This is a genomic window from Sphaerisporangium album (genome assembly GCF_003323745.1).
In the GTDB taxonomy this organism is placed as follows: Bacteria; Actinomycetota; Actinomycetes; order Streptosporangiales; family Streptosporangiaceae; genus Sphaerisporangium; species Sphaerisporangium album.
Genome location: NZ_QOIL01000014.1, coordinates 67,330 through 78,365, shown reverse-complemented (window position 1 = coordinate 78,365; position 11,036 = coordinate 67,330). Strand labels below are relative to the sequence as shown.

8 protein-coding genes are annotated in these 11,036 nt (G+C 72.2%); 4 read left to right on the top strand and 4 right to left on the bottom strand.

Features of this window, described 5'->3' with window-relative positions; translation table 11 throughout:
* Positions 1-30: 30 nt before the first annotated feature.
* From DQ384_RS24090 to glnA, 3 genes are all read right to left on the bottom strand, one after another.
* Entirely contained in the window at positions 31-771 is a 741-nt protein-coding gene (locus DQ384_RS24090) for a hypothetical protein (protein ID WP_114031130.1), read from the bottom strand.
* 446 nt (positions 772-1,217) lie between these two features.
* Positions 1,218-1,598, bottom strand: a complete 381-nt coding sequence (locus tag DQ384_RS24085; RefSeq protein WP_114031129.1) for an STAS domain-containing protein — start codon at positions 1,596-1,598, stop codon at positions 1,218-1,220.
* Positions 1,599-1,875: 277 nt separating this feature from the next.
* Positions 1,876-3,237 carry a type I glutamate--ammonia ligase gene (gene glnA, locus DQ384_RS24080; RefSeq protein ID WP_114031128.1) on the bottom strand — a complete coding sequence of 454 codons (1,362 nt, stop codon included), beginning with the start codon at positions 3,235-3,237 and terminating at the stop codon, positions 1,876-1,878.
* Positions 3,238-3,548: 311 nt separating this feature from the next.
* Between glnA and DQ384_RS24075 the strand changes: the two genes are divergently transcribed.
* Entirely contained in the window at positions 3,549-4,853 is a 1,305-nt protein-coding gene (locus DQ384_RS24075) for an expansin EXLX1 family cellulose-binding protein (protein WP_114031127.1), read from the top strand.
* A gap of 87 nt (positions 4,854-4,940) precedes the next feature.
* Here DQ384_RS24075 and DQ384_RS24070 read toward each other — a convergent pair whose 3' ends face one another.
* On the bottom strand, positions 4,941-5,909 hold the full coding sequence (locus DQ384_RS24070) for a winged helix-turn-helix domain-containing protein (RefSeq protein WP_245966731.1): 969 nt from the start codon (positions 5,907-5,909) through the stop codon (positions 4,941-4,943).
* Between the two features lie 77 nt (positions 5,910-5,986).
* Between DQ384_RS24070 and DQ384_RS24065 the strand changes: the two genes are divergently transcribed.
* The 3 genes from DQ384_RS24065 (at position 5,987) to DQ384_RS24055 (ending at position 11,034) form a co-directional block, all read left to right on the top strand.
* Positions 5,987-7,186 carry an MDR family MFS transporter gene (locus tag DQ384_RS24065; protein WP_245966730.1) on the top strand — a complete coding sequence of 400 codons (1,200 nt, stop codon included), beginning with the start codon at positions 5,987-5,989 and terminating at the stop codon, positions 7,184-7,186.
* A 190-nt stretch (positions 7,187-7,376) separates the two neighbouring features.
* Entirely contained in the window at positions 7,377-9,344 is a 1,968-nt protein-coding gene (locus DQ384_RS24060) for a sensor histidine kinase (protein ID WP_114031126.1), read from the top strand.
* Between the two features lie 403 nt (positions 9,345-9,747).
* Positions 9,748-11,034, top strand: coding sequence for an RICIN domain-containing protein (locus DQ384_RS24055; protein ID WP_220183111.1), 1,287 nt, complete (start codon positions 9,748-9,750; stop codon positions 11,032-11,034).
* Positions 11,035-11,036 lie beyond the last annotated feature (2 nt).

Genomic DNA, 11,036 nt, shown 5'->3' with positions numbered 1-11,036 from the left:
CACGGCCCGGGCCCGGGCCGTGGCGCCGGTTCAGGGGTGGGCCGCCGGGATGATCCAGGTGGCCTTCGCGGCGGCCACCAGGGCGCCGTCCACCTCGTACACCGCGCTCTCGCCGTAGAGCTTGCGGCCGTCACGGCCGGTGGCGCGGGCCACGACCGAGTACGTCCCGTTCGGGTACACCCGCCGGAAGACCTGGGCGGTGATGCGGCCCAGCAGGCCGGGCCCGCCATTCTGCGCGTGCGCCCAGCCGGACGGGCAGTCAAGCGCGGCCCAGACGACGGGGTCGGGGACGACGCCCTCGTGGTCGGTGACGGTCACGGGGACGCGCCACCCGGCGGCGATGACGTCCGAGCCCTCGACGGGGCCGGGGAAGATGCGCAGGCCGTCTCCGGGGTCGCGCAGGCCGCACACGAAGCACCCGGGCACGGGGTGCGCGGCGGTGAAGCCGGCGAAGCCCGCCTCGGACCTCGCGGCGTCGGTGAAGGGGACGAACGGAGGCGGCGTGACGTCCTCGGCGACGGGGATCGCCTCGGCCAGCACCTGGCCGCCGTGGGACAGGGACGCCGAGTTGGCGACGTGGGAGACGTCGAGCTCCGTCGCCAGGGGAATCGGCCGGCGCAGCGTCACCTCGACCGCGTGCGGGCCGTTCAGCGTGCCCGCGAGAGTGCCCGCGAGCGTACCCGCGATCCAGCCGCCGTTGGCGGTGCCCTCGGGGCCTCGGAAGCGGGCCGGTACGGTGAGCCCGGTGTCCAAACCGGTAGAAGTCGTCATGCTGGGCACCCCCCACTGCTCTCCAGATCCCGGAGCGCAAGCCTGCATATTGTCAATACCACCAATGCCATCATGGGCGCATAAACGGCTAATGCCGTGAATGGCCCGACATGCCGTGCCATTTTAATCCACCCCACCCGCAGCATCATCGAACCAGGAACCGATGACGGAACCGTTAGCCGGGGGTAACGGCGGCGTGACAGGCGGCGAAGAAAACCACCCATCCCCGCGCCGCCCGCCCGGATGGCTCCCGGGAGACCGGCCGCGGACGCTACGACAGTCGCAACCGCCCCGCTCGCGGCCCCATTCCCTCCTCGCGGGATGACCGCAATCCGGCGACAATCCGACGCGGGGCCGTGCAGCGGGGAAGACGGAGCGTCCGGGAGACGAGGGTTCCCTGCTCCCGCCGACGCCGCCGGTGGTCGCGGAGCCGAAACGCCAAGGCTCTAGCCCTGCGCGCTCCCGGACCTGGCCGCGCGCTGAAGCTCGTGACGGTTCTCCTTGGCCTCGTCCACCGACGCGCGGATGCCGAAGACCTTCACCAGGCCGGTGACCCGGAAGATCTTCAAAACGCGCTCCTGTGTGCAGACGAGCTCCAGCGACCCGTCGTGCCCGCGGACCCGCTTGAGCGCGCCGACGAGCACCCCCAGACCGGTCGAGTCCAGGAATTCCACCCGGTCGAGGTTGAGCAGGAGGTGGAAATGCCCCTCGTTGACCAGCTCGATCAGGAGCTCGCGCAGCTTGGGCGCCGTGTAGACGTCGACCTCGCCCTCGACCTCGACGACGGTGAAAACGCCGTCCGCGTGGTGGTCCAGCCTCAGGTCCACTGGCCCTCCTGATTCGATTCTCTCCGCTCTTTCCACGAGGGTGCCGCCGGACCGATCCCGGCGTCAATACACCGGTCTGCCATTGCCCGCTTTCCCCGTTCACGCCGAACTCAGAGCCGCATTCAGGATGAAAATGGCTAATTCAGTTGATATGCACGGGAACGCGCGATTGACCGAAGGCCACCACGACCAGCGGTCCGAACGCACGAAGGCCCGCCCCGGGAAGGGCGGGCCCTCGTCGTGTCCGGTGGCGGAGGGGCTCACCCCTCGCGCGCGGTCACAGCACCGGCAGGTACCTGCCCAGCTCGAACTCGGTGACCTGGCGGCGGTACTCGCTCCACTCGGCGCGCTTGTTGCGCAGGAAGAAGTCGAAGACGTGCTCGCCGAGGGTCTCGGCGACCAGCTCGCTGCGCTCCATGGTGGTGATCGCCTCGTCCAGGCTCTGCGGCAGCGGCTCGATGCCGAGCGCGCGCCGCTCGGAGGCCGTCAGCGCCCAGACGTCGTCCTCGGCGCCGGGCGGCATCTCGTACCCGCCCTCGATGCCCTTCAGGCCGGCGGCGAGGATCACCGCGAAGGCGAGGTAGGGGTTGCAGGAGGAGTCGAGCGACCGGAACTCCACGCGGGTGGAGTTGCCCTTGTGCGGCTTGTACATGGGGACGCGGACGAGCGCGGACCGGTTGTTGTGACCCCAGCTTATGTAGCTGGGCGCCTCGCCGCCGAGCCCGGCGATGGCCTCGGCGCCGCCCCACAACCGCTTGTACGAGTTCACCCACTGGTTGCACACGGCGGTGATCTCGGCGGCGTGGCGGAGCAGCCCGCCGATGAACGACCGGCCGATCTTGGAGAGCTGGTAGTCGGCGCCGGGCTCGTAAAAGGCGTTGCGGTCACCCTCGAACAGGGACATGTGGGTGTGCATGCCCGACCCGGGGTGCTCGGTGAAGGGCTTCGGCATGAAGGACGCCCAGATGCCCTGCTCCAGCGCGACCTCCTTCATGACCAGCCGGAAGGTCATGATGTTGTCGGCGGTGGTCAGCGCGTCGGCGTACCGCAGGTCGATCTCCTGCTGGCCGGGGGCGCCCTCGTGGTGGCTGAACTCCACCGAGATGCCCATGGCCTCCAGCATCATGATCGCGTTGCGGCGGAAGTCGTGGCCGGAGCTGTGCGGGGTGTGGTCGAAATAGCCGCCGGAGTCGTTCGGGACCGGCTTGCGGCCCTCTTCCGGGCGATCCTTCAGCAGGAAGAACTCGACCTCGGGGTGGGTGTAGAAGGTGAAGCCCATGTCGGCGGCCTTGGCGAGGGTGCGCTTGAGCACCCAGCGCGGGTCGGCGTGCGAGGGCGAGCCGTCCGGCATGAGGATGTCGCAGAACATGCGGGCGGCGCCGGGCGTCTCGCTGCGCCACGGCAGGATCTGGAACGTCGAGGGGTCCGGCTTGGCCAGCATGTCGGACTCGTAGACGCGGGCGAAGCCCTCGATGGCCGAACCGTCGAAGCCGATGCCCTCGGCGAACGCGCCTTCGAGCTCGGCGGGGGCTATCGCCACCGATTTGAGGAAGCCCAGGACGTCGGTGAACCACAGCCGGATGAACCGGATGTCGCGTTCTTCGAGCGTGCGGAGCACGAACTCCTGCTGGCGGTCCAAGGCATCCCCTTCTGCCGGACGGTGATCGGACACCATCGTCGTCGCGCTGAACCAGTCTCTGAGTCGGCGGAAGACATGTCTGGTCATCTACCAGTCTGCCCGCTTGGTGTTTCGCACACGTTACGCGGGTCCGCTGTGAGGCACCATCGCGCGGGCCGGAACCGGGTTTCCGGCTTTCGTCACGAGCGGCGCGACCAGGAGGCGGACGACCATCGGCGGGTGTATCACGGACACAGGCTCTCGTCACGTAATGTGACAGCATGATCTCACCCTGTATTCGTCAAGGCTGACCTCAGCGCGAGGAGTTCGCAATGAACGCGGATCGACGGCAGATCCGGCGCCCGTCTCCCCGGCGCGCGCGTCCGGGCCCCCGGCCGGGTGAGGCCGCCGGAGGGCACCCGGCCGTGGTGCGGCGGCTGGCGTGGGCCGTGTCGGCGACGGCGGCGCTCGCCCTGGTCGCGTTCGGCGCCCAGACCGGCAGGAACGCGGCCTGCGCGTCCTCGCTCACGCGCCCCGCGCCGGCGGGCGGCGGGGAGTGCTCGCTGCGGGGCGCGGTCCGCGACGACCTGGTCGTGGCGGTGTCTGCGGAAGAGTACCGGGGCGCGGTCGCGTGCGGGGCGTACCTCGACGTCACCGGGCCGCGCGGCGTCGTGCGCGTCCAGGTGGTCGGCGAGTGCGCGGCGTGCGCCCCGGGCGAGGTCGACCTGAGCCGCCGGGCGTTCACGCGCATCGCCTACCCCGGCCGCCGCGTGGTGCCCGTCGGCTACCACACCGTGCGCAACCCCGCGATGACGCTGCCCGTGGCGTTCCGCGTCAGGCCGGGCTCCTCGGCCCGGAGGCTGGCGATCCAGGTCGTCGACCACGGCAACCCCCTGATGCGCCTGGAGGTCCTGCGCGACGGGCGCTGGCAGGGTCTCTCCCGCGACGACGGCAACTACTGGGTGGCCGAGCACGGCGCCGGGCAGGGTCCGTTCGTCGTGCGGATCACGGACGTGTACGGGCAGCGGCTCACGGCGGGCGGCATCCGCCTGGACGAGCCGGGGCTCCAGCGCACGACGCGCCGCCTGTACGCCCCGGCGCAGGCGTCCCCGGCGCCGCCCGCACGCACGGCCACGGGCCGGGAGGCCCCCGCCCCCGCGCCGGTCCCCCGTCCGGCGCCGTCCACGCCCCCGGGGCCGTCCGCGCCGGCCACGCCGCCCGCGCCATCCCCGCCGGCCGTGCCGTCCCCGCCGTTCGCATCGCCCGGCGGCGCGCCGGACGGCGGTCCCGCGCGTCCGCCGTCCTCCGGCGCCCGGCCCCCGGCCTCGGCGGGGACGGCGTCCGCGAAGGCGGCCCGGCCCGCGCGCACGGGCGGCGAGGCGGCGGGGAGGGCCGGGTCGCCGGCGCGCTCCCATTCCCCCGGCGCGAGAGAGGGGCACGACGGGAAGCGCGTGGAGGGCCGGTGGTCCGGGGACGGGAACGCGCGGGGCTGGGGGTACGGCGGCGGATGGCAGGAGAGCGGCGGCTCCGGGCCCGCGGGGGACGCCCCCGGCGGCCGTCCGGACGGCGCCGCACCGGGCCTTTCCGGCCCGGCCCCCCTCACCGCCCTGCCCTCCACGCCTCCGTTCTTCTGCTGACGCCCGGCCCGCCGCCCCAGGACCGGCCCCACGCCGCGTCCAGGGTGCGGCGACCCGCTCCGGCGCGGCCGTGCTCCGGCACGGCGGTCAGGAGCCGCTGACGAGCGCGTCGCCGGTGGAGGTGCGGCGGTAGAGCACCTCGCGGCCCATGCGCCGGCGGGCGACCAGGCCGTTGCCGCTGAGCACGGACAGGTGCTGGGAGACCGCGCCGGGCGTCAGCGACATGCGCCTGGCCAGGGCGGTCGTGGAGGCGGGCTGGCACAGCGAGAGCAGGAGCTGCGCGCGGGTCCTTCCGATCAGGGCGGCGAGGGCCTCGGGCGCGGGCGGTGGCCCGGCCTCCCACAGCGTGCCGACCCCGCGCGCCGGGTAGACGAGCATGGCCTGGTAGGGCTCGATCATGGTGGCGATGTCGGGCCAGCGGAACACGCTCGGCACCAGCAGCAGCCCGTCCCCGCCGAGGTCCCCGGTGTGGCACCAGGCGCCGGCACCGGTGGTCAGCCGGTCGCCGTGCCAGCGGACGGCGGGGTGCAGGTCGGCGAACAGCTCCCGCGCGCCCCCGGTGGCCAGCCGCCGTGACCGCCACATCAGGTCGGCCTCCAGCAGCCCGTACACGCGGGGCCAGAACTCCTCCAGGACGAGCTCCCAGTACGCGGCGAGCGTGCCGGCGACCCTGCGCACGCCCTCGGCCGGGTCGGCCTGGAACCGCGCGATGGCCCGCCTGTCCGGACTCTCCACCCGTCCGGCCTCCTCGGCGGCCTTCTCGGGGGCGGCGTTCCTGACGCGGGCCAGCTCGGCGGCGAAGTCGGGCAGGGGCGTGTCGGGCGGCGGGGTGAGGAAGTCGGCCATGTACCCGTGGGCGGGGACGAGGGCGAGCAGTTCGGACAGGTCCAGCGAGGAGAGCCGGGGCCGTACGGCCCGTATCCAGGGCAGGTGCACCGAGTGGCGCGCGGGGGCGTGCAGGACGCGCAGGCTCGCGACCAGCTCCCACATGGGGGAGAACGCGAAGCGCAGCCGCGCCAGATCGTCGGCCCCGAACCGCCAGTCGACGCTGCTCACCCGGACCGCCCCCTGTCACCATTTAGTGCTGCCTAAAAGATTGGCACGGATGCGAACCCTTGTTCAACGCTTGTCCCGTGACCAGCACCATCACCCGTAAGCCCTCCATGCTCCAGTCCAGGATCGGCGGGTTCCCCCGCGCCTTCTGGGTCCTTTTCGGCGGCACCTTCGTCAACCGGCTCGGCACCATGGTGGAGCCGTTCATCGGCGTCTACCTCACCCAGGCGCGCGGGATGTCGCTCACGGCGGCCGGGCTGGTCATGGCGGTGTTCGGGGTGGGGTCGCTGTTCTCGCAGCTCATCGCGGGATGGCTGGCCGACCACGTGGGACGCAGGGCGACGCTCACCGGGGGCACGGTCGCGACGGCCGCGTGCATGATCGCCCTCGGGTACACCACGTCGCTGTCCGGGATCGTCGCCGCGATGGCCGTCCTTGGCCTGGTGCTGGACGCCTACCGTCCCGCCTCGCAGGCACTGGTGGCCGACCTGATCCCCGCGCACGACCGGCCGCGCGCGTTCGGGCTGCTGTTCTGGGCGATCAACCTCGGGTTCGCGGTGGCCATGGTGGCGGGCGGCGCGCTGGCGCAGTCCGGCTTCCTGTGGCTCTTCTGGATCGACGGCGTGTCCTCGCTCGTCTTCGGCTTCCTGGTGTGGCGGGCGGTGCCGGAGACGCGGCCGGAGCGCGGCCACGACACGGGCGGCTTCCGTGAGGCGCTGAAGGACCGGCTGATGGTCGTGTACGTGGTGATCACACTGCTGTACGCGTTCGTCTACCTCCAGGCGTACTCGACGCTGCCGCTGGCGGTCACCGGCCAGGGCCTGTCCACCGCCGCCTACGGGCTGGCGATCTCGGTGAACGGCATCCTCATCGTCATCGTGCAACCGCTGGTCGGGCCGTGGCTGAACCGGCACGACCCCGGGGTCACGCTGGCGGTGGGCATGGCGGTGGCGGGGGCCGGGTTCGCGCTGATGGCGTTCGTCTCCACGACGGCCGGGTACGCGTCGGCGGTCGTCGTCTGGACGCTCGGCGAGGTGATCACCGCGGGCATGGGAGGCGCGGTCGTGGCCGCCCTGGCCCCGGCCCACCTGCGCGGGCGCTACAGCGGGATGTTCGGTTTCGCCTGGTCGGCGGGCGGCCTGCTGGCCCCGCTGGCCGGAACGCGTCTTCTGACGCTCGGGCACTCGGTACTGTGGATCTCCGTGGGGGCGGTAGGCGTGCTCGCCGCCGTGGGCCAGCTCGTGATCTCACCCGCGATCCGCCGCAGATCCGCGCCCTGACCTCGTGCCCTCGCGGGCTCCGGTCTTCTGATGGCCGCGGCCCATTTCGGTAAAGTCAGTCAGTCGACTCCAATGGGTTTATATCAGCATCAATCGGTCATTGATCGGGCGTTATACGACGTCCCATACTTTCCCGGATACTTCCTGTTGCGGCGCGAGCGCGGACACGGTCCTTGGAAAGGTGAGTGGGATGGTCAGGATCACGACGGCACGCGCGGTGGCCGTCGTCACGGCGGTGGCGTCCCCGGTCATGGTGGTCACGTCGCTGCTCGTCCTCGCGGCCCTCCCGCCCGGATGGCGGCCCGAGATACCGGCGACCCCCGACACGGCGGCCGGCCTGATCTTCCCTCCCGTCGGCGCGTTCCTCGTCTTCCACCGGCCGCGCCTGACCGTCGCGTGGCTGATGTGCGGCGGCGGGTTCGGCGCGGCCGTCAGCGAGCTCGGCGGCACGATGATCCTGCGCACGGCGGCCGACGGCGCGCTCGTCACCGCCGGATACCTGCGCTACTGCTCCATCCTCGGCTGGCTGGCGTCGGGCCTCTGCCTGGCCGTCCTGCTGCCGCTGCTCTCCCCCGACGGCAGGCCGCCGTCCCGCCGCTGGTGGGCGGTCGCGGTCCTCGGCGCCGTCGCCCTCTCCACCGAGGCGGCGCGCGGGATCGTCAGGCCCGCCCTCAACCCCAACCCGTGGCCGGCCGCGGTGCCGAACCCGCTGGCGATCGAGGCGCTGCGGCCGTACACCCAGATGATCGGCAAGATCGCCTGGGCCGGCATCTACGCCGCGGTGGTGCTGTCCCTGCTGTCGCTGGCCTTCCGCTTCGTCCGTTCCGACTCGGTGACCCGACGGCAGATCGCCTGGCCGCTGCTGGCCTTCACCGGGTATGTGACGTTCCTGCTGATCGGCGAGCGGCTGTGGCCGATCGCCGTGACCTGGGCGGGGCTCGTGCCGATCGCCGTGGCATTCTCGGTGATGCGCTACCGGCTGTACGGCATCGACACGATCGTCAGCCGCGCCATCGTCGGCGGTGGCCTCCTCGCCGTCATCAGCGGCGTGTACTTCGGCGCGGGCGCCCTGGCCGGCCTCATCGCCTCCCGCGAGCACCGGGTCGCCGGGCTGGCCGCCGCGCTGGTCGCGGGCGCGTTCTTCCAGCCGCTGCGGCGGCTCCTCCAGCGCCTTGTGGACCGCGCGCTGTACGGCCGCGTCGGCGACCCGCGCCTGCTGGCCGAGCGGCTCACGCAGGAGGTGCGCAGGGCCGACCCGGCCAAGGCGCTGTCCTCGGTCGTCACCGTCCTGCAGGACGGCCTCGCCATCGAGGGCGCGGCGGTCGAGGTCGTGGACGGCAGGCCGGGGTACGTCGAGAGCGGGCACGTGGGGAGCTCGCCCCGGCAGATCCCGCTGGTGTGGCACGGCGAGACGGTCGGCCGCCTGCTGCTCGGCCGCCCGGGGCCGCGCCGCTTCGCCGCCGCGCACGACGAGCGGGTGATCAGCACGCTCGCGCCGTACGCGGCCGACGTCGCCCACGCCGTCCGCATGGCCGCCGACCTGCAACGCTCGCGCCACCAGATCCTCACCGCCCGCGAGGAGGAGCGCCGGCGGCTGCGCCGCGACCTGCACGACGGCCTCGGGCAGACGCTGTCCAGCATGGCGATGACGATCAACATGGCCCGCAGCAGCCTCAGGAAGTCCCCCGACTCCGCCGACACGCTCCTGCGGGACCTGCGCACCGGCATGGACGCGGTGTCGGGCGACATCCGGCAGCTCGTGTACGGCCTGCGGCCGCCCGCGCTCGACGACCTCGGGCTCGCGGGCGCCGTCCGCGCCCTGGCCGCCGAGGGTCCGCCGCCGATCACCGTGGAGGTGAGCGGTGACCTCGCGACGCTGCCCGCGGCGGTCGAGGTGGCGGCCTACCGCATCGTCCAGGAGGCCCTCACCAACGTCCGCAGGCACGCGCGCGCCACGCGCGCGTCCATCGCCCTGGACCGCTCCCCCGACGCGCTGCGGGTCCGCGTCACCGACGACGGCGCCGGCCTGCCCGAACGCCCGCGCGCCGGAGTCGGCCTCCACTCGATGCGCGAGCGCGCGGCCGAACTCGGCGGCACGTGCGCCACCGTGCCCGGCGCGACCGGCGGCACGACCGTCGAGGCCGTCCTTCCTCTCTGAACCCCGTGGCCCGCGGGCGTCGGACGACGGTGTCGCCCGCTCTGGCTTCCGGACTCGACTGTTAGTAAAGTTTCTTAAGGAACAGATCCGGACGCGTCGCCCGCGGCCACGGCACGAACGCACGGGCGCGCGATCGAGGGAACGGGACGGCCGGGCACGGCACCGGCCGCCGCCCACGCTGTCGGCGGGAAGTGGAGGTGGCCGGCGGATCGACGTCGGCGCGGTCGAATCGCCATCTGGACGCGCGGAACAGCCAAGCCACGTGAAATCGACGACCCGGACGGCTCGTCGCGGGCACGGCGTCATTCCGGCCGGGCCTCTCACGCGCCGCATCCTCGCGCGCCGCGGGTCCTCTCGCGCGCCGAGCCGGACCAGCCACCCCCCATCTTCCCGAAGGATCCCTGTGTTCCGAAATTTCGTGAAACGCACCCTCGCCGGGCTCGCCGGCCTCACCATCGTGGCCGCACTCGGCCTCACCGCCGCCACGGCCACGCAGGCCGCCGCCCCCTTCAAGGTGCTCGCCTTCTACAACGGCACCTGGGACGCGGCCCACATCGACTTCGACAAGGAGGCCAGGGACTGGTTCCCGAAGGCCGGCGCCCAGTACGGCTTCACCTGGGAGGCGACCACCGACTGGAGCCGCCTCAGCGCCGCCGGCCTGTCCCAGTACAAGGTCATCATGTTCCTGGACGACGCCCCGCCCGCGAGCCAGCGCGCCGCGTTCCAGACCTACATGCAGAACGGCGGCGCGTGGATGGGCTTCCACGTCAGCGCGTTCACCACCGACCCCAACTCCTGGAGCTGGTACTACAACACCTTCCTCGGCTCGGGCGCGTTCCAGACCAACACCTGGGGCCCGACCGCCGAGACGCTGAAGATCGAGGACCGCGCCCACCCGTCCACGGCGGGCCTGCCGGCGACGATCCAGTCGGCGGTGAGCGAGTGGTACTCCTGGAGCCGCGACCTGCGGCAGAACCCCGACATCGACATCCTGGCCTCGATCGACGCCTCCAGCTTCCCCGTCGGCACCGACCCGAACCAGCAGTGGCGCAGCGGCTTCTACCCGCTCATGTGGACGAACAAGCGGTACAAGATGCTGTACGCCAACTTCGGGCACAACGACATGAACTACTCCACCAACACGCGGATCTCGTCCACCTTCGCCAGCGCCCAGCAGAACCAGTGGCTGATCAACGGCCTGCTCTGGCTGGCCGGTGAGGGCGGCACCACCCCGCCGCCGACCGACGGCCCGATCTCGCCCACGACCTGGTACTCGGTCGTCAACAAGGGCAGCGGCAAGTGCGTGGACGCCCGCGCGGCCGGCACGGTGAACGGGACCGCGATCCAGCAGTACACCTGCAACGTGAGCAACGCCCAGCAGTACCAGTTCGTCCCGACGAGCGGGGGCTTCGTGCGCGTCAACAACCGCGGCAACAGCGCCCAGGTTCTCGACGTGACCAACGTGTCCACCGCCGACAACGCGCCCATCCAGACCTGGACGTACGGCGGAGGCAACAACCAGCAGTGGCAGCCGGTGTCCGAGGGCGGCGGCCAATACCACTTCGTCAACCGCAACAGCGGCAAGTGCCTCGACGTCCCGGGCGCGTCCACGGCCGACAGCGTCCAGCTCGTCCAGTACACGTGCAACGGGACGGCCGCCCAGTCGTTCAGCCTCACCGCCCGGAGCTGAGC